The 17425-nt window shown below is 70.6% G+C and carries 18 protein-coding genes; 3 read left to right on the top strand and 15 right to left on the bottom strand.

Annotation, left to right across the window (positions count from 1 at the left end; genetic code table 11):
- Positions 1-27 precede the first annotated feature (27 nt).
- Entirely contained in the window at positions 28-1323 is a 1296-nt protein-coding gene (locus ALI22I_RS26045) for a PhoH family protein (RefSeq protein WP_077008155.1), read from the top strand.
- 180 nt (positions 1324-1503) lie between these two features.
- Here ALI22I_RS26045 and ALI22I_RS26040 read toward each other — a convergent pair whose 3' ends face one another.
- The 6 genes from ALI22I_RS26040 to pdxR form a co-directional block, all read right to left on the bottom strand.
- Positions 1504-2271 (bottom strand): ABC transporter permease, encoded by a 768-nt coding sequence (locus ALI22I_RS26040; RefSeq protein ID WP_077008154.1) that lies wholly within the window; start codon positions 2269-2271, stop codon positions 1504-1506.
- Positions 2268-3221, bottom strand: coding sequence for an ABC transporter ATP-binding protein (locus ALI22I_RS26035; protein WP_077008319.1), 954 nt, complete (start codon positions 3219-3221; stop codon positions 2268-2270). Before ALI22I_RS26035 ends, ALI22I_RS26040 begins: the two co-directional genes overlap by 4 nt.
- 37 nt (positions 3222-3258) lie before the next feature.
- Complete coding sequence (locus ALI22I_RS26030; protein WP_077008153.1) at positions 3259-4698, bottom strand: GuaB1 family IMP dehydrogenase-related protein; 1440 nt, start codon at positions 4696-4698, stop codon at positions 3259-3261.
- 162 nt (positions 4699-4860) lie between these two features.
- Positions 4861-5052 (bottom strand): hypothetical protein, encoded by a 192-nt coding sequence (locus tag ALI22I_RS26025; RefSeq protein ID WP_077008152.1) that lies wholly within the window; start codon positions 5050-5052, stop codon positions 4861-4863.
- Between the two features lie 65 nt (positions 5053-5117).
- Entirely contained in the window at positions 5118-6683 is a 1566-nt protein-coding gene (locus tag ALI22I_RS26020; RefSeq protein WP_077008318.1) for an ATP-dependent DNA ligase, read from the bottom strand.
- Positions 6684-6721: 38 nt separating this feature from the next.
- Positions 6722-8092, bottom strand: coding sequence for a MocR-like pyridoxine biosynthesis transcription factor PdxR (gene pdxR, locus ALI22I_RS26015; protein WP_077008151.1), 1371 nt, complete (start codon positions 8090-8092; stop codon positions 6722-6724).
- A 47-nt stretch (positions 8093-8139) separates the two neighbouring features.
- On the opposite strand from pdxR, the gene ALI22I_RS26010 reads away from it, so the two are divergent.
- Positions 8140-9054: a DMT family transporter gene (locus ALI22I_RS26010; RefSeq protein ID WP_077008150.1), complete on the top strand. Its 915-nt coding sequence runs from the start codon at positions 8140-8142 to the stop codon at positions 9052-9054.
- Positions 9055-9217: 163 nt separating this feature from the next.
- On the opposite strand, the gene ALI22I_RS26005 is transcribed toward ALI22I_RS26010, so the two are convergent.
- Positions 9218-10612 (bottom strand): class II fumarate hydratase, encoded by a 1395-nt coding sequence (locus tag ALI22I_RS26005; RefSeq protein ID WP_077008149.1) that lies wholly within the window; start codon positions 10610-10612, stop codon positions 9218-9220.
- A gap of 80 nt (positions 10613-10692) precedes the next feature.
- Here ALI22I_RS26005 and ALI22I_RS26000 point away from each other — a divergent pair, with 80 nt between their 5' ends.
- Positions 10693-11664 carry an NAD(P)/FAD-dependent oxidoreductase gene (locus ALI22I_RS26000; protein ID WP_143532434.1) on the top strand — a complete coding sequence of 324 codons (972 nt, stop codon included), beginning with the start codon at positions 10693-10695 and terminating at the stop codon, positions 11662-11664.
- Positions 11665-11670: 6 nt separating this feature from the next.
- Here ALI22I_RS26000 and ALI22I_RS25995 read toward each other — a convergent pair whose 3' ends face one another.
- The 8 genes from ALI22I_RS25995 to ALI22I_RS25960 form a co-directional block, all read right to left on the bottom strand.
- Complete coding sequence (locus tag ALI22I_RS25995) at positions 11671-12099, bottom strand: L,D-transpeptidase (protein WP_077008147.1); 429 nt, start codon at positions 12097-12099, stop codon at positions 11671-11673.
- A gap of 56 nt (positions 12100-12155) precedes the next feature.
- Positions 12156-12632, bottom strand: a complete 477-nt coding sequence (locus ALI22I_RS25990) for a L,D-transpeptidase (RefSeq protein ID WP_238598573.1) — start codon at positions 12630-12632, stop codon at positions 12156-12158.
- Between the two features lie 305 nt (positions 12633-12937).
- Complete coding sequence (locus tag ALI22I_RS25985) at positions 12938-13705, bottom strand: S1 family peptidase (RefSeq protein WP_077008145.1); 768 nt, start codon at positions 13703-13705, stop codon at positions 12938-12940.
- 181 nt (positions 13706-13886) lie between these two features.
- A complete protein-coding gene (gene glpX, locus ALI22I_RS25980; protein WP_077008144.1) occupies positions 13887-14942 on the bottom strand; it encodes a class II fructose-bisphosphatase in 1056 nt (351 codons plus the stop codon).
- A gap of 48 nt (positions 14943-14990) precedes the next feature.
- Positions 14991-15200: an exodeoxyribonuclease VII small subunit gene (locus tag ALI22I_RS25975; protein ID WP_053719410.1), complete on the bottom strand. Its 210-nt coding sequence runs from the start codon at positions 15198-15200 to the stop codon at positions 14991-14993.
- Complete coding sequence (locus ALI22I_RS25970) at positions 15197-15604, bottom strand: sugar ABC transporter substrate-binding protein (RefSeq protein ID WP_077008317.1); 408 nt, start codon at positions 15602-15604, stop codon at positions 15197-15199. Before ALI22I_RS25970 ends, ALI22I_RS25975 begins: the two co-directional genes overlap by 4 nt.
- The gene (gene xseA, locus ALI22I_RS25965) at positions 15585-16877 is read right to left on the bottom strand and encodes an exodeoxyribonuclease VII large subunit (protein ID WP_077008143.1); all 1293 of its coding nucleotides are present in this window, start codon (positions 16875-16877) and stop codon (positions 15585-15587) included. The genes ALI22I_RS25970 and xseA overlap by 20 nt, the downstream gene beginning before the upstream one ends.
- On the bottom strand, positions 16874-17371 hold the full coding sequence (locus ALI22I_RS25960) for a lipid droplet-associated protein (RefSeq protein ID WP_077008142.1): 498 nt from the start codon (positions 17369-17371) through the stop codon (positions 16874-16876). Before ALI22I_RS25960 ends, xseA begins: the two co-directional genes overlap by 4 nt.
- Positions 17372-17425: the final 54 nt, after the last annotated feature.

Below are 17425 nucleotides of genomic sequence, written 5' to 3'. Positions count from 1 at the left end.
CGTGGCGCGCCGACGACCCACACGTACGTGGTGGACACGTCCGTGCTGCTCTCCGACCCCCTGGCCTCCACGCGGTTCGCCGAGCACGAGGTCGTGCTGCCGCTCGTGGTGATCAGTGAGCTGGAGGGCAAGCGGCACCACCCCGAACTGGGCTGGTTCGCCCGGGAAGCGCTGCGACTGCTCGACGACTTGCGGCTCCAGCACGGTCGGCTGGACAACCCGGTGCCGATCGGTGATCACGGCGGCACGCTGCGCGTCGAGCTCAACCACTCCGATCCGGAGGTGCTTCCCGCGGGTTTCCGCACGGACTCCAACGACGCCCGGATACTGGCCTGCGCGCTCAACCTCGCGGCCGAGGGCAACGTCGTCACGCTGGTCACCAAGGACATGCCGCTGCGCGTCAAGGCGGGCGCGGTCGGTCTCGCCGCCGAGGAGTACCGGGCCCACGACGTCACGCTGTCGGGGTATTCCGGGATGTCCGACGTGGACGTGGACCAGTCCGTGGTGGACGCGCTGTACCGCGACGGCGTGATCGACCCGTCGCTGTTCGACCTCGACCTCGCCCGCGTCGCGGAGCTGCCGTGCCACAGCGGGCTGCGCCTGCTGGCGGGCACGTCGAGCGCGTTGGGCCGGGTCACGCCGGACAAGCAGGTCCGGCTGGTGCGGGGTGACCGCGAGGCGTTCGGGCTGCACGGCCGGTCGGCCGAGCAGCGCGTGGCGCTGGACCTGCTGCTCGACACCGAGGTCGGCATCGTCTCGCTGGGCGGACGGGCCGGCACCGGCAAGTCGGCGCTCGCGCTGTGCGCGGGCCTGGAGGCGGTCATGGAACGCCGCCAGCACCGCAAGGTCGTGGTCTTCCGTCCGCTGTACGCGGTGGGCGGGCAGGAGTTGGGCTACCTGCCCGGTTCCGAGAGCGAGAAGATGCAGCCGTGGGCGCAGGCGGTGTTCGACACCCTCGGCGCGCTGGTCAGCCAGGACGTGGTGGAGGAGATCATGGACCGCGGCATGCTGGAGGTCATGCCGCTGACCCACATCCGGGGCCGGTCGCTGCACGACTCGTTCGTGATCGTGGACGAGGCGCAGTCGTTGGAGCGCAACGTGCTGCTCACCGTGCTGTCGCGGCTGGGCACCAACTCGCGGGTGGTGCTCACCCACGACGTGGCGCAGCGCGACAACCTGCGCGTCGGCCGGCACGACGGCGTCGCGGCGGTCATCGAGAAGCTGAAGGGCCACCCGCTGTTCGCGCACATGACGTTGACCCGGTCGGAGCGCTCCCCGATCGCCGCACTGGTCACCGAGATGCTGGAGGACTACGCCTCCTGACACTCTGACCCCTTACCCCTCCAGGGCCTCCCCGGTCGCCACCGACCGGGGAGGCCCCGCAAACACCGTGAGTCGAACCCTCGGACCGCGAGAGTCGAACGTACGACTCTCGCGCGTGTCCAACGTTCGGAACGCGCGTGTCCAACGTTCGGAACAGGCGAGTTGAACGTTCGGAACGTGCTAGTCCAGCGCTCGGCGCATGAAGCCGCGCATGCCCAGGGCGCCGAAGCCGAGGATCGAGGCGATCAGCACTACGAAGCACACCCACAGCGGGATGTGGGGCACGTCGGGGACCAGGACGGCCCGCATGCCCTCGCTGACGTAGGTGAGCGGGTTGAGGGCGCACAGGACCTGGAACCAGCGCAGGCTGTCCAACGCGGGCCACGGGAACTGGGCCGAACCGGTGAACAGCAACGGCGTCAGGATCACCGCGAACATCACGGTGATGTGCCGCGGTGAGACCGACGTGCCGATGACCATGCCCACCGCCGCCCCCGCCAACGAGCCCAGGACGACCACCACCAGAGCCGTGGGTATGCCGGACGCGGGCCAGGTGATGTCCAGCATCACGAACCCGATCGGGACCATCAGCACGGCGGCGAGCAGGCCGCGCAACGCCCCGAACACCATCTTCTCCACCGCGACCAGCGGGATCGGGATGGGCGCCAGCAACCGGTCCTCGATCTCGCGCGTCCACGAGAAGTCCAGTACCAGCGGCAACGTGGTGTTCTGCAACGCGCCGAGGAACCCGTTCATCGCCACGATGCCGGGCAGCAGCACGGCCGCGAAGTCGTCCTGCACGAACCCGATGTCGCCGAGCACCTTGGCGAAGATGAACAGGATGAAGAACGGCTGGATGATCACCTGCGCCAGGAAGCTCGGCAGTTCCCGACCGGTCACGAAGATGTCCCGCCACAGGATGGCGTTGAACGTGCGCAGCGACGTCATCGCAGCTCCCGCCCGGTCAGGTGGATGAACACGTCTTCCAGGCTCGGCGTCCCGATGGACAGGTCGGTGACCGGTGTGCCGAGCCGTTCGAGGGTGCGCAGCACCTCCGGCAGCGCCGCGGCGGGCGCGACGTCGGTGTAGAGGCGGAACATGTCCTGCACGTTCTCCACCCGCTGCACGCCCTCGACCTTGCCCAGCCCCGCGGTCACCGGCTCGGGACCGGTGCCGTCGAGGGTGACCGTGACGCTGAGCGTGGTGCTGCCCGGCAGGGTCCTGGTCAGCTCGTCGGGGGAGTCGAGGGCGAGCAGCTTGCCGTGGTCGACGATGCCGACCCGGTCGCACAGCTTGTGCGCCTCGTCCATGTCGTGCGTGGTGAGCACGACCGTGACGCCGTCCGCGTGCAGCGCGGTCACCCGGTCGTGCACGAACAGCCGGGCCTGCGGGTCGAGACCGGTCGACGGTTCGTCCAGGAACAGCACCTTCGGCCGGTGCATCAGGGCGCGCGCGATCATCAACCGCTGCGCCTGGCCGCCCGAAAGCGTGTCCACCAGGCTCGTCGCGTGGTCCTTGAGCCCCATCCGCTCCAGGATCTCGTCGGCCAGCCGGACCCGTTCCGCGCGCCCGATGCCGTGGTAGGCGGCGTGGAACAGCAGGTTGTGCCGGACGTTCAGGGCCCGGTCCAGGTTGTTGCGCTGCGGCACGACGGCGAGCAGCTGCCGTGCCCGCTGCGAGTCCGCGACCACGTCCACGCCTTCCACCAGGGCCGTGCCGGACGTCGGCCGGACCCTGGTGGTCAGTACTCCCACGGTGGTCGTCTTGCCCGCCCCGTTCGGGCCGAGCAGGCCGAACACCTCACCCCGGCGGACCGCGAAGCCCAGCCCGTCCACGGCCGGTCTCTGGCCGCTCTTGTAGACCTTCACCAGGTCTTTCACCGCGACGGCTTCGTCCACCTGGTCCACCTGTCCAGATCGGGGTGTCAGAACCGCATCACCAGCCGGCGGGGAGGGGGCGGCCCTCGGCGAACCCGGCGGCGCTCTGGATGCCGAGGGTCGCCCTGGCGTGGAACTCCTCCAACGTCTGCGCGCCGGCGTAGGTGCAGGCGCTCCGGACTCCCGCGGTGATGGAGTCGAGCAGGTCCTCGACGCCGGGGCGGATCGGGTCCAGCCGCATCCGCGAGGTGGAGATGCCCTCCTCGAACAGGCCCTTCTTGGCCCGGTCGAACGCGTTGTCGGTGCGGGTGCGCGCGGACACGGCCCGCTTGGACGCCATGCCGAACGACTCCTTGTAGAGGCGGCCCTGCTCATCGCGCTGGAGGTCGCCGGGGGACTCGTAGGTGCCCGCGAACCAGGAGCCGACCATGACGCTCGCGGCCCCGGCGGCGAGGGCGAGGGCCACGTCGCGCGGGTGGCGGACGCCGCCGTCGGCCCAGACGTGCCGGCCGAGCCTGCGGGCCTCCTCGGCGCACTCGGCGACGGCGGAGAACTGCGGGCGGCCGACGCCGGTCATCATCCGGGTGGTGCACATCGCGCCGGGGCCGACACCGACCTTGACGATGTCCGCGCCGGCTTCGACCAGGTCACGGACGCCTTCGGCGGTGACGACGTTGCCGGCGACGACCGGGACGGTCGGTCGGGCCTCGCGGACGGCCTTGAGGGCGGAGATCATCTTCTCCTGGTGGCCGTGCGCGGTGTCCACGACGAGGGCGTCGACGCCGGCTTGGAGGAGTTCCTCGGCCTTGGCGGTGACGTCGCCGTTCACGCCGATGGCGGCGGCCACGCGGAGCTTGCCCGTGCTGTCGAGGGCGGGCTGGTAGACCTCGGCCCGCAGCGCGCCCAGGCTGGTCATCACGCCCCTCAGACGGCCGTCGGCGTCGACGCCGAGCACGACCTGCTGGGTGCCGCCGTGCAGCCGTTCGAAGACTTCACGCGGAGGGGTGTCCAACGGGAGGGTGACCATGTGCTCGTCGGCTACGTCGTGCAACCGGGTGAACCGGTCGACGCCCGCGCACGCCGCCTCGTCCACGACACCCGTCGGCCGGCCGTCGTCGTCGACCACGACCACCGCCCCGTGCGCACGCTTGTGCAGCAGGTTGACGGCGTCGGCGACCGAATCACCGGGGTGGAGGGTCAGCGGGGTGTCCCACACGGGGTGCCGCGTCTTGACCCACCCGACGATCTCCGCGACCGCTTGCGGCGCCACGTCCTGGGGGAGCACCACCAAGCCGCCGCGGCGGGCCACGGTTTCCGCCATCCGGCGTCCCGCCACCGCAGTCATGTTCGCGACCACGATCGGGATCGTCGCCCCCGTGCCGTCGGAGGTCGACAGGTCGACGCCGAACCTCGATTCCACGGCCGATCGGCCGGGCACGAGGAAGACGTCGTCGTAGGTCAGGTCGTAGCTGGGCCGGAGCCCTTCGATGAACCGCACGAGACCTTGACGATACCCGCGTTCGGGCGGATTCGCCCTGGTTGTGCGGACCAGTACGGGTCATCGATACGGGGTCTGAGGTTGTGCGTTCCTCCAAGGCCACACTACTGCGGCTCCGACCCCCGATGCGGGGCGGTCCCCAGACGGGGGGCGGTACCCGGCTCAGGGGATGACGCCGGGCTGGAGGACCAGCGCGGACGTGCCGTCGACCACCAGCAGGCCGACGTCGATCGCCGGGAAGTCCCGAAACCCGAAGGTCCCGCCGCCGAGGCTCGGCCCGACGGACGCCTGGATGCCACCGCTGTGGGGGAAGGCGACGCTGTAGGACAGGCTTTCCGCGCTGATCGACGTCACCTGAATGGACCCGTAGTTTCAACCGAGGGCCGGTGACAGTGTTTCCGTACATTTTCGGCCCATGATCACCCAGTCGTGTCTTCCTGGCCCGCCCCGCGCTTCGGGAGCAGCGCGCGGACCGCGTCGATCGTGTCCGCTTCGCCCGCGTCCTTGTCCGGCCGGTACCGGAGCACCCGGGCGAACCGCAGCGCCACCCCGCCGGGGTACCGGGGACTGACCTGCGCGCCGTCCAACTCGATCTCGATCACCAGTTCCGGTCTGACCATCACCGCCCAGTCCGTCTTCTCCGTCGCGATCGCCATCAGCTCCCGCGTCTGCCACGCCAGCAGCTCGTCGGTGAGCCCCTTGAACGTCTTGCCGACCATGATCGGCGGCCCGCCGTCGGGGTCGCGCGCACCCAGGTGCAGGTTCGACAGCAAACCCTTGCGCCGACCGCTGCCCCACTCGACGCCCAGCACCACCAGGTCGAGCGTGTGCACCGGCTTCACCTTCTGCCACGCCCGCCCACGCCGGCCCGCCGCGTACACCGAATCGAGTGACTTCACCATCACGCCTTCGTGACCGGCGGCCAACGCCTCGTCCAGCACCTGGGCCGCGTCGTCCTCGGAAGGCGCGACCACTCCCGGGATGACGTGTCGACCGGCCACCGCGCGCAACGCGTCCAGCCGCGCCCGCAGCGGCTCGTCGAGCAGATCCACGCCGTCCAGGTGCAGGCAGTCGAAGAAGAACGGGCTCAGCAGCAGCTCACGGACGTCTCCCGCCGACGTGCGCTTCCCAGCGGAGGCGGCATCGAGCAGAGCGCCGAATCTGCTCATCGTCTCCTGGAACGGCCGGGGCTTGCCGTCGTCGTTCAACGCCAGCGTCTCGCCGTCCAGCACCACCGACGTGCAGGGCAGCCCGCGCACCAACTCCACCAACTCGGGCACCGTCGCGGTGATCTCGCGCAACGTCCGGGTGAAGATGCGGATCTCGTCACCCGACCGGTGGACCTGGATGCGCGCGCCGTCCAGCTTGTGCTCCACCACGCACGACCCCAACTCGGCCAGCGCCTCGTTCAGCGACTCCGCCGGTGAAGCGAGCATCGGCCGCACCGGGCGGCCGACTTCCAGCCGGAACCGGGCCAGGGCGTCCTCGCCGGTCATCGCGGCCACGGCCGTCTCCGGCAGCTTCCCCGAGAGCATGAACGCCCGCCGCACCACCTCGCCGGGCACGTCGGCCGCCCGCGCTATCGCGTCCAACATCACCCCTTCGAGTGCACCTTGGCGCAGTTCCCCGGTCAGCAGCCGACGCAGGAAGTCCTGTTCGGCCGCCGTGGCTCTGCCGAACAGGTCGGTCAGCAACGCCGCACGCCGTGCTGTCGAACCCCTGCCGCCGGCCGACGCGAACGCGCCCAGCGCCTCGTCCACTTCGGACACCGTGAGCGAAGGCTGCGGGGCCGGCGGTACGGCCAGGTCGAACACGGTGCGCCAGCCCGCGCCGATCCGCCCCTGGCTGGGCACGCCGACCAGGAACGACACCACCGCGGGCGTGCTCATCCGGCGCACCAGCTCGGCCAGGGCGGCGACCTTGGCCAGGCGGGAACGCGTCGCCGTGACCGCGGCGGACGTCTCGACGACTTCGGTGAACAACACGTGGACCATGGTGCACCCGACCACCGACAAAAACCGGCTTAGATCGCCGCGCGCAGCTCTCGGACGGCTTCCCGGAGCCGGTCCGGCGTCAACGCCGCGTACCCGAGGACCAGTCCGGGGAACATCGGCGTCCGGGCGTAATTGGCCAACGCCAGAGCGTTGACGCCACGCCGGGCCAGCCGGTCCTGCAACGCCACGTCGTCCGTGCCCTCCGGCAGCCGCAGGACGACGTGCAAGCCCGCCGCCACCCCGATCGGCTCCCAGTCCGGCAGGACGTTGCGCAGTTCGTCCAGCAACGCGTCCCGCCGAGCCCGGTACAGCTGACGCGTGCGGCGCAGGTGCCGGTCGTACCCGCCGGTGCTGAGCAGCCGGGCGAACGCGGCCTGGTGCAACGTCCCGGTGCCGAGGTCGTCCAGACGTTTGCGGTCCACGACGACATCGCGCAGCGCGCTCGGCAACACCAGCCACCCCAGCCGCAACGCGGGCGCCAGGACCTTGCTCGCACTGCCCTGGTACACCACGCGCGTCGGGTCGAGCGCCTGCATCGCCCCCAGAGCCGGCCGGTCGTAACGGTGCTCGGCGTCGTAGTCGTCCTCCACCACCAACCCGTCGCACGCGCGCGCCCACTCCAACAGGGCACGGCGACGCGTCGGGTGCAGCACGACACCCAACGGGAACTGGTGCGCCGCCGTGACGAACACGGCACGACAGTCCGTTTTGGACAGCAGATCGACGCGAAGACCTTTGTCGTCAACGGGAATCAGGCAGATGGTCAGGCCGTGCGACGCCAGCATCTCCGCGCCGCCGAAGTGACTCGGCTCCTCGACCGCCACACTGCGGTGCCCGGCCGCGTGCAACACCCGGCCCAGCAACGAGATCCCCTCCGCCGCGCCGTTCGTGACGACCACTTCGGACGGTCGCGCGGCCACCGCGCGCACCCGGCCCAGGTAGTCCGCCAGCTCACGGCGCAGCGGCCCGAAACCGGCCGGATCAGGGTAGCCGAGGTCGTCGGTGGACAGGTCCATCAGTGCCGACTTCTGCGCCTGCAACCACTCCTCACGCGGGAACGCGCTCAACGCGGGCACGCCCGGCCGCAGGTCGTACCGGAAGCGCGGGGCGGGCTCGGGGTCGGCGGCGACCGCGCCCGGCCACGTGACGGCGGCGGCGACGACGGTGCCTGAACCACGCCGTGCGGTCAGGTAACCCTCGCCGATGAGCTGCGCGTACGCGGCCGTGACGGTGCCGCGGGCGACGCCGAGCTGGGCCGCCAGGTCGCGGCTGGACGGCAGGCGGGTGCCCGGCGCGAGGCGTCCGTCCCGCACCGCGCGGCGCAGCTCGGACTCCACCGCGCGCCGGCCCTGCGGGGCGGGGAGGAGGAGTTCGCGGGAAGTGGTCCAGTTGGCGCTCATCGAAGTGGAGCTTAAACCTGGACCACTGGTCGGTGAGAGTTCTGGGCATGAGAACTACGAGGACCGCGATCGCGTCAGGTGCGTTGGCAGCGGTGATGGTGGGCGCATCCGTGCCGGTGAGCGGCATGCTGCTGGAATATCCGCTGCTCGCGGGGCAAGCGATGCGGTACGCGTTGGCCGGGTTGGCGCTGCTCGCGTGGATCTACCTGCGGGGCGGGCGGCTGCCGGTGCCGGGGCGGCGGGACTGGCCGGCGCTGGTCGGGCTGGTGGCGACCGGGATGCTGGGGTTCAACGCGTGCCTGCTGTTCGCGCAGCGGTACGCCGAGCCGGGGTTCGTCGCGGCCGTGCTCGGTGCGAGTCCGTTGGTGTTGGCGTTGGTCGCGCCGCTGGTGGCGGGGCGGAAACCGGCCGTGCTCGCGGTGGTGGGCGCAGTGGTCGTGGTCGGCGGGGTGGTGGTGCTGTCCGGCGGTGGGGCGTGGCACGGGCCGGGGCTGGTGCTGGCGTTGTTGACGATGGCGGGCGAGGTGTCGTTCACGCTGTTCGCGGTGGGTGTGGTGCGCCGGCTGGGCGGGGTGGCGGTGTCGACGTGGTGCTGCCTGCTCGCGGCCGTGGCCGGTGGGGCGTTGGGGACGGTGTTCGGCGGGTGGCAGGTGCCTTCGGTGCGGGAAGGCACGGCGATGGTGGTGCTGGGGGTCGTGCTGACGACCGTGGCGTTCGGGCTCTGGTACTTCGCGGTGGCGCGGTTGGGCGCGGACCGGGCCGGCGTGCTGATCGGCCTGATGCCGGTGGCGGGGCTGGCGGCGTCGGTCGCTCTGGGTGCGCAGGAACTGACCGCCGTGGCGGTGCTGGGCGCTGCGGCGGTGGCCTTGGGCTGCGTGATCGGCCTACGAGGGCGCACGGCCGACACCGCCCTCCCGCCCCAGCTCGAGCCAAACGCCCAGCTCGCACGTTCCGAGCGTTGAACTCGCCTGTTCCCAACGCAGGACACGCACGTTCCGAACGTTGGACACGCACGTTCCGAACGTTGGACACGCGCGTGAGTCGTACGTTCGGAACGCGAGAGTCGAACGTTGACTTGGGGGTTCGACTCTCGGGGTCTGGGGGTTCGACTCTCGCGACTTGGGGTTAGCGGCCGCCGTTGGCCATTCGGAGGACGTCTAGGGCTTGGTCTAGTTGGGATTCGGTGAGTTTGGTGGGGACGTGGCCGCGTTCCAGGACTACCTCGCGGATGGTTTTGCGTTCCTTGAGGGACTGCTTGGCGATTGAGGCTGCTTCTTCGTAGCCGAGGTAGCGGTTCAGGGGGGTGACGATGGAGGGGGAGGACTCGGCGTACTCGCGCATCCGGTCGATCTGGGGTTGGGCGCCGGTCAGGACCTTGTCGGCCAGGAGGCGGGCGACCGAGGCGAGGAGGCGGGAGGATTCGAGGACGTTGCGGGCGATGACGGGCAGCATCACGTTGAGCTGGAAGTTGCCCTGGGAGCCGGCGAACGCGACCGCTGCGTCGTTGCCGATCACTTGGGCCACGACCATCATCGTGGCCTCGGAGATCACGGGGTTGACCTTGCCGGGCATGATCGATGAGCCGGGCTGGAGGTCGGGCAGCGCCAGCTCGCCCAGGCCGGTTCGGGGGCCGGAGCCCAGCCAGCGCAGGTCGTTCGCGATCTTGTAGAGGCCCACGGCGGTGGCGCGGAGCTGGCCGGAGATCTCCACGACGCCGTCCTGCGTGGCCTGGGCCTCGAAGTGGTCGCGGGCCTCGGTCAGGGGCAGGCCGGTGACGGAGGCCAGCTCGGCGGAGACGGCCGCGCCGAAACCGGCCGGCGCGTTGAGGCCGCTGCCGACGGCGGTGCCGCCGATCGGCAGCTCCGCGAGGCGCGGCAGCGACGACGTCAGGCGCTCGATGCCGTAGCGGACCTGGGTGGCCCACGCGCCGACCTCTTGGCCCAGGGTGATGGGGACGGCGTCCATCAGGTGCGTGCGACCCGACTTCACCAGGGACGTCCAGTCGGCGGCACGGGCGTCCAACACCGAGACCAGGTGCTCCAGAGCCGGGATGACGTCACGCGCCACCGCCTCCGTCGCCGCCACCCGCAGCGTGGTCGGGAACGTGTCGTTGGACGACTGCGAGGCGTTGACGTGGTCGTTCGGGTGCACCTCGCGGCCCAGGGCGCGGGTGGCCAGGGTGGCGATGACCTCGTTCGCGTTCATGTTCGACGACGTGCCGGACCCGGTCTGGAACACGTCCACCGGGAAGTGCGCGTCGTGCTCGCCCGCGGCCACCGAGTCGGCGGCGGCGGCGATGGCCGCGGCGACTTCGGGTTCCAGAACCCCCAGCCGCTCGTTCACCCGGGCCGCGGCGGCCTTCAGCAGGCCGAGCGCGCGGATCTGGGCGCGCTCCAGGCCCCTGCCGGAGATCGGGAAGTTCTCCACCGCGCGCTGCGTCTGCGCACGCCACAGCGCGTCGACCGGCACCTTGACCTCGCCCATGGTGTCGTGTTCGACGCGGTACTCCTGTTCAGCCATGACACCGAGTTTGGACCGGCTCGCCCGAGTCGGCCCGAGAAGGGTGGGAAGAGTGGGCTGGAACACCTATGGTCGAAGTCATGGAGCTTGAGGTCGACCTGCTCATCGTCGGTGCGGGCCCGACAGGGCTGTTCGCGGCGTACTACGCGGGATTCCGGGACCTGTCCGTGGCGCTGGTCGACGCGCTGCCGGAGGCGGGTGGCCAGATCACCGCGATGTACCCGGAGAAGATGATCTTCGACGTGGCCGGGTTCCCGGCGGTGCGCGGGCGAGAGCTGGTGACCGCGCTCGTGCAGCAGGCCGACCAGTGGAAGCCGACCTACCTGCTCGGCCGCCAGGCCCGCACGTTGTCCGATGTGGACGGTCGACTGGAGGTCGGGCTGGCCGACGGCGGTGTGGTGCGCGCCGGCGCGGTGCTGATCACGGCGGGTATCGGCGAGTTCCGGCCACGTCCGCTGCCCGCGGGCGACGGCTGGCTGGACCGCGGCATGGTGCACTTCGTGCCCAAGCTCAACGTGCACACCGGCCAGGACGTGGTGGTCGTCGGCGGCGGCGACTCGGCGTTCGACTGGGCCCTCGCGCTTCACCCGATCGCGTCCAGCGTCACCCTGGTGCACCGCCGTGCGACGTTCCGCGCGCACCCGCCGACCGTGCGGCAGGTGCGCGACCTGGGCGTGGAGATCATCACCGACGCCGAGGTGCTGGAACTGCGCGGCGACCCGGACCTGGCCGAGGTGGAACTGGGCCTCAAGGGCGGCGACCGCAAGGTGCTGCCCGCGCACGCCGTGGTCGCGGCCCTCGGCTTCACCGCCGACCTGGGGCCGATCGAGTCGTGGGGCCTGGAACTGGACCACCGGGCGGTGCTGGTGGACACCACCATGCGCACCGCCCGGGATCGCGTCTACGCGGCGGGCGACGTCGCCCAGTACCCCGGAAAGGTGAAGCTGATCGCCACCGGGTTCGGTGAGGCCGCCACCGCGGTCAACAACATCGCCGTGCTGCTCAACCCGGAGGCACACCTGTTCCCGGGCCACTCCAGCAACGCGGGCTGAGCGAACTCAAGGCACGACCTGGACCTGCTCGCCGGCGAACAGGTTGTCGAAGAACGTCACCGCGGCGTCGTGCGACAGGTGCACGCAGCCGTGCGACAGATCGGTCAGGCTGCCTTCGTGGAACGCGATGCCGCTGCTGGTGAAGTACACCGAGTACGGCATCGGTGCGTTGTAGGGCTTGCTCCAGTCGTCGCGGACCTTGCGCAGGACGGAGAACGTGCCCACCGGCGTCTCGTAACCGGGCCGGCCGTGCGTCACCGGGACGGGGCCGTAGCTGGCGTTGCCCTGGTAGACCAGCCACGCCTGGTTCGTGGACAGCTTCAGGCACGCCCCGTCGGAGATCGAACAGGGCGTGCTGGCCGAAGCCGTGGCGGGAGCCGCGAGGCCGAGGATCAAGGCCGACGCGGCCACTGCGGTGCCGAGCGTCTTCTTCATCCGAATCACTCCTCGGAACCGGGGTTACCCCGTTCGAGGCGCTCGAACACACACGGTTACGCGACCACCTGGACCTGGTCACCCACCTGGAGGGCGTCGAAGTACCGCGACGCCGCCTCGCGGGACAGGTGGATGCAGCCGTGCGACTCGTCGGTGAGGCTGCCCTCGTGGAACGCGATGCCGCTGCTGACGAAGTACGTGGAGAACGGCATGGGCGCGTTGTAGGGCCTGCTCCAGTCGTCCCGCACCTTCCACAGCACCGGGAAGTAGCCGACGGGCGTCTCGTAACCGGGTCGGCCGGAGGTGATCGGCACCGGGCCGTAGCTCACGTGCCCACCGCTGATCAGCCAGCTCTCCCTGGTGGACAACCGGATGCACGCGCCTTCGGTGATGTCGCACGGCGTGCCGGCCACGGTCACCGGCGGGGGCGGCGGCGCGGGCTGCGGTTCGGGGCTCTTCGTGGTCTCCACCGGAGGCGCGGGCGTGGGCGACGGGGCGGGCGGCTCCGACGTGGGCGCGTCGGACGACGGCACGGTTGATGACGATGGCACTTCAGAAGAAGAAGACGGCGGCGCGGACACCGAAGAAGAAGCCGGTTCGGATGACGGCGACGAAGCCGGGCCGGACGCCTCGGACGTCCCGCACGCCGTGGCCAGGAAAGCGATTACCACCAAAGCTGCTCTGCGCATCGCGCAACCCCCAGAGATCAAGCTGTGTACTGACCCTGGAGACGCTGCGCCGAACCCCCTGGTTGCAACTGCTGTGATAACGAATCGGGATAGCGGAAAGGCCGCCCCACCCGGAGGCAGGACGGCCCTTCGGATATCGGAAGAACGGTCTAGACCGCGCCCGCGTACCCGCTGATCCACGAGCGGAACGCCGGCACGTCCATGTAGATCGACGGGCCGGTCGCGCAGGTGGAGTTGTTGTTGCCGGCACGGCTGGTGGCGCCGACCAGCTGCCACGCACCGCCCACGGACTTGATCTGCGGGCCGCCCGAGTCGCCGTAGCAGGCGCCGGAGTTGCCGCCGGGGTTGCTCGTGCAGATCTCGTACGTGCCGTAGATCCCCGAGCAGCTGCCGTCCGACACGATGGACGTGTTCAGCTCCTGCAACGTGACCGGCGCGCCACCGCAGCCACGCGGCGCGCAGGTCTGGCCCCAGCCGATGATGCGGGTGGCGGTGCCGACCGCGCCCGACGTCGACGCCACCGTGATCGGCGTCTGGCTCACCGAGGTGGCCAGGCGCACCAGCGCGATGTCGTACGACGCGTTGGTGACGATCTGCGCGCCCGTCGCGACCGTGCCGCCGCTGGTGCGGCTGGTCGAGCCGACGCGGGCCCGGATGGAAGACGGCGTCCGGCCCGACACGCAGTGCTTGGCCGTGACGACCCAGTTGGCCTTGATCAACGAGCCACCGCAGAAGTGACTACCCGAGGTGCTCTGCAGGGACACCATGAACGAGTAGGTCTGCGTGGCGTTGCCGCCGCCGACGACGAACGGGGTGACCTCGCCCTCGTCCGCCGGGGCCGCCACCGCCCCGGCCGCCATGGCGAAAGCAGCTCCGACCGCCACCGCGAAGGCGGTGAACAGGGTGCGAACCTTCATCACTTTCCTCTCCGTCCCCGGCGCAGGGTGCTCGGGGACGAATCGGAAACTAGGGATGAACGCTCGGTGATCACCACATCCGATCGGCGGTAACGCTGGGTTGACCGTTGACAGCGGTCGGTGGCGATCGGCCTACGGATCGGCTTACAGAGCGGCTACGGCAGCGGCTTACGGGATCGGCCTACGGGAGCGGCGGGAGGGCGTCCTCGCCGGTGGGCGGGATGTCGAAGTCCACCGACGCGTACTGGCGCAGCTTCTCCAGCCGGTGGAACCCGTCGATCATCCGCACCGTGCCGGACTTCGACCGCATCACGATCGACTGGGTCGTGCAGCCGCCCGCCCGGTAGTGCACGCCGCGCACCAGGTCGCCGTCGGTGACGCCGGTCGCGCAGAAGAACACGTTGTCGCCCTGCACCAGGTCGTCGGTCAGCAGCACCCGGTCCAGGTCGTGGCCCGCGTCCAGCGCCCGGCCGCGCTCGTCGTCGTCCTTCGGCCACAGCTTGGCCTGGATCGAACCGCCCATGCACTTCAGCGCCGCCGCCGCGATGATGCCCTCGGGCGTGCCGCCGATGCCGACCAGCAGGTCGATGCCGGTGTTGGGCCGGGCCGCCGAGATCGCGCCCGCCACGTCGCCGTCGGAGATGAAGTGGATCCGGGCGCCCGCCGCCCGCACCTCCTTCACGATCGACTCGTGCCGCGGCCGGTCCAGGATGCAGACGGTCACGTCGGACACGTCGAGGTGCTTGGCCTTCGCCACCCGGCGGATGTTCTCCGCGATCGGCGCGGTGATGTCGATGACGTCGGCCGCCTCCGGCCCCGTCGCCAGCTTCTCCATGTAGAACACGGCGGACGGGTCGAACATCGCGCCTCGCTCGGCCACCGCGAGCACCGCCAGCGCGTTCGGCATGCCCTTGGCCATCAGCGTGGTGCCGTCGATCGGGTCGACCGCGACATCGCAGTCGGGGCCGTCGCCGTTGCCGACCTCCTCGCCGTTGAACAGCATGGGCGCCTCGTCCTTCTCGCCCTCGCCGATCACCACGACACCGCGCATGGAGACGGTGCCGATCAGCTTGCGCATGGCGTCCACCGCCGCGCCGTCGCCGCCGTTCTTGTCGCCGCGGCCCACCCAGCGCCCGGCGGCCATCGCGGCGGCCTCGGTCACCCGGACCAGTTCCAGCGCGAGGTTCCGGTCTGGTGCCTCGCGCCGACGTTCGGACGGGCTACTGCCTGTGACCATGACGTTCCTCCTGCGATGACCGGCCGGTAGACCAATCCTCGCATGTCGTCACGCTTCGGCCACGTCCTCCTCGGTCACACTGAGTGCTTGATCGATCCGTTCGCGGGCCCCCGCGAGCTGCCGTTCGCAGGTCTTGGCCAGGGCCTCGCCGCGTTCCCACAGCGCCAACGACTCCTCCAGCGACAGGCCGCCCGCCTCCAGCCTGCGGACCACTTCCACCAACTCGTCCCTGGCCTGCTCGTAGCCCGGCTCACTCACGTGGACAACTTCCCCAATCGGTTCTGGACGTGCACCACGACGGTCGCGACCGCCTGGTCGTAGCCGATGAACGCCTCGGCGAACTCCGCGCCGTCACCCTCGCGCACCGCGTCGTCGATGCGGTGCTCGGCGGCGGTGACCCGCCTGCGGTGCACCGAGCCGTGACCTGACCACCACCGCATCCCGGCGTAACCGGAGGTGGCCTCGGACAGGTCGCGCAACCGGTTGATCAACGTCTGCCGGCCGGACGTGCAGCCGGCGACCAGTGACAGCCAGCAATCGGCGGCGGCCCGGTCGGCCGATTCGGCGCGGCTGCGCACCGCGCGGGCTCCCTCGTCGTCCGGTTCACTCGCGGCGGCCATCGTCAAGGGCAGGAACGTGGGCTCACGTGCCGTGTTCGGCACCACCGCCTCCTTCCTCTGCCTGATCGCCGTCGGCGGTCGTCTGATCGCCGGCTCCGCCGGCGGTGACCACCGCGTGCACGGCACCGTCGGCCACGCGCACCCTCAACTGGGTGCCCGCGGGTGCCTGGGAGATCGATCGGAGCACTCCGTCGACCCCTTCGGGTGTGACGAGTTGCACCACCGCATACCCCCGCGCCAGCGTGGCGGCAGGTCCGAGGGTCGTCAAGCGTGCTGTCGTGGCGATCAGGCCGGCGGTCTCTGAATCGAGACGGTTGCGCACCGCCCGCCGGGCCCGTTCACGCAGCCGGTCCACGTCCTCCGCGCGCCGGTCCAGCGGCCCGTACGGGTCGGAAAGCGCAGGTCGGGTGCGCAGCGCGGCGAGCAGCTTGCGCTCCCGGTCCACCCAACCGTGCAGCGCGCGGCGGCTGCGGTCGCGCAATTGGCGGATTCGCTCGCCTTCTTCCGCCACATCCGGAACCACCCGTTTGCCGGCATCGGTGGGCGTGGAGCAGCGCACGTCCGCCACGTGGTCCAGCAGCGGGGTGTCCGGCTCGTGCCCGATCGCGGACAGCACCGGCGTGCGGCACTGCGCCACCGCCCGGCACAACGCCTCGTCGGAGAACGGCAGCAGGTCCTCCACGCTGCCGCCGCCGCGCGCCAGCACGATGACGTCCACTTCGGAGTCGCGGTCCAGAGTCGACAGTGCGGTGAGGATCTGCGGCACCGCCAACACCCCTTGCACCGCAACGTTCACGACCCGGAACCGCGCGCCCGGCCAGCGGGCGTGCGCGTTGGTCAGCACGTCCCGTTCGGCGGCCGACGCCCGACCGGTGATGAGGCCGATCTTGTTCGGCAGGAACGGCGGCTTGCGCTTGCGGCGCGGGTCGAACAGGCCCTCGGCGTTGAGCAGTTTGCGGAGGCGTTCGATCCGGGCCAGCAGCTCGCCGATGCCGACCTGGCGGATCTCGTCCACCCGCAGGCTCAGCGTGCCGCGGTTGGGGAAGAAGTTCGGCTTCCCGTGCACCACCACCCGGCTGCCCTCGGACAGTTGCAACTCGCGCACCATGTTCACCGGCGCGGTCAGCTGCATCGACATGTCCACCGACGGGTCACGCAGGGTGAGGAACGCCGTGGACGTGCCGGGCCGCGCGCTCAGCTGCGTGACCTGGCCCTCCACCCACACGTCACCGAGGCGGTTGATCCAGTCGAAGATCTTGCGTGCGACGGTCCGCACCGGCCACGGGTTCTCGGGGCTGGACTTCTCGTCTGTCACGTGTTCTTGAGGTTCGCGATGCGGCGCGTGAGCATGCCGGTGAACTCGGGACGGGCGGCGTGCGTGCGCTCGTGCGCCAGCAGCTGTTCCAGATCCTCCGCGGACAACGTGCGCAACCGGGCCCGGAGCTGCGCCAACGACAGCTCGTCGTAGGTCGGCAGCACCGCGGGGAGCTCGACAGCCAACGCCTGCTCCTCCTCCGCCCACGGGTCCTCGGCGGGCTCGGACAGCGTTTCGGACGGCGTCGCGGGCTCGTCCTCGTCGAACGTCGCCCACTCGGGCTCCTGCTCCACCGGGCGCAGCACGGCGAGCACGTCGTCACCCTTGATTGCGAGTTCCGTCACCCGCTGCTGGACCCGCATGGACAGCTGCAAGGCTTCACTGACCACGGTGACCGGGAGGCCCGCGAGTTGCTGCGGCAGCTTCCGGGCCTGCTCGACGGCGGTGACCGCCAGTCCCGCGGCGAGGCGGACGGTCAGCGGCAGAGGCTTCATGCCTACAGCCTGCCGCAGTCGGCCGTCGGATGCCTACATCCGGCACGCCGTACC

The sequence above is a fragment of the Saccharothrix sp. ALI-22-I genome (assembly GCF_001984175.1).
Taxonomy (GTDB): Bacteria; Actinomycetota; Actinomycetes; order Mycobacteriales; family Pseudonocardiaceae; genus Actinosynnema.
This window is presented reverse-complemented; position numbering and strand designations above follow the sequence as displayed.

Coding starts and splice junctions, on each gene's coding strand:
- ALI22I_RS26040 (WP_077008154.1), bottom strand. CDS start 2,271: ATGACGTCGCTGCGCACGTTCAACGCCATCCTGTGGCGGGACATCTTC.
- pdxR (WP_077008151.1), bottom strand. CDS start 8,092: ATGAGCGCCAACTGGACCACTTCCCGCGAACTCCTCCTCCCCGCCCCG.
- ALI22I_RS26010 (WP_077008150.1), top strand. CDS start 8,140: ATGAGAACTACGAGGACCGCGATCGCGTCAGGTGCGTTGGCAGCGGTG.
- ALI22I_RS26005 (WP_077008149.1), bottom strand. CDS start 10,612: ATGGCTGAACAGGAGTACCGCGTCGAACACGACACCATGGGCGAGGTC.
- ALI22I_RS26000 (WP_143532434.1), top strand. CDS start 10,693: ATGGAGCTTGAGGTCGACCTGCTCATCGTCGGTGCGGGCCCGACAGGG.
- ALI22I_RS25995 (WP_077008147.1), bottom strand. CDS start 12,099: ATGAAGAAGACGCTCGGCACCGCAGTGGCCGCGTCGGCCTTGATCCTC.
- ALI22I_RS25985 (WP_077008145.1), bottom strand. CDS start 13,705: ATGAAGGTTCGCACCCTGTTCACCGCCTTCGCGGTGGCGGTCGGAGCT.
- glpX (WP_077008144.1), bottom strand. CDS start 14,942: ATGGTCACAGGCAGTAGCCCGTCCGAACGTCGGCGCGAGGCACCAGAC.
- ALI22I_RS25960 (WP_077008142.1), bottom strand. CDS start 17,371: ATGAAGCCTCTGCCGCTGACCGTCCGCCTCGCCGCGGGACTGGCGGTC.